Raw genomic sequence first — 406 nt, forward strand, 5'->3', positions numbered from 1 at the left:
CATGTAAAGCAAGCCGAATGACCTATCATTATAAAATTCTTCCTCTGACTTGAAACGCTCGACAAGTTTATCATAAAGTCCATCTCGTTTAAGTCCGCCAGAAGTGATATAAATACTTTGCCAGTTATCTTGCTTTTGTCGTGAACCTTTATTAACTGATTCTGTTATATCTTCGCCATAAGTATGAACTTCATCAAATATATTAAGCGAACTATTACCACCTTGCGCCCTTAAAGTATCATTTGTTTGCTTTTTGAAAGTGGTTTTAAAAGAAGTAAATTCTAGTCCTTGTTTTGTACTCTTGAAAATCTTGTTTTCGTTGTACACTCTTAAAGTATCACTTGCTTCTGTTTGGTTTCGTACTTGGTCAAATACGTGTCTAGCCTGTGTATTATCGTATGCAATA

At 34.5% G+C, this 406-nt stretch carries 1 protein-coding gene; it reads right to left on the reverse strand.

The genetic code is table 11. The features are described 5' to 3' along the window. Positions 1 to 406 (reverse strand): terminase large subunit domain-containing protein (locus tag FDW96_RS02990; RefSeq protein ID WP_212732854.1); only part of this gene is annotated, 406 nt, incomplete at both ends.

The sequence above is a fragment of the Citrobacter sp. TBCS-15 genome (assembly GCF_005280815.1).
Classification (GTDB): Bacteria; Pseudomonadota; Gammaproteobacteria; order Enterobacterales; family Enterobacteriaceae; genus Citrobacter; species Citrobacter werkmanii.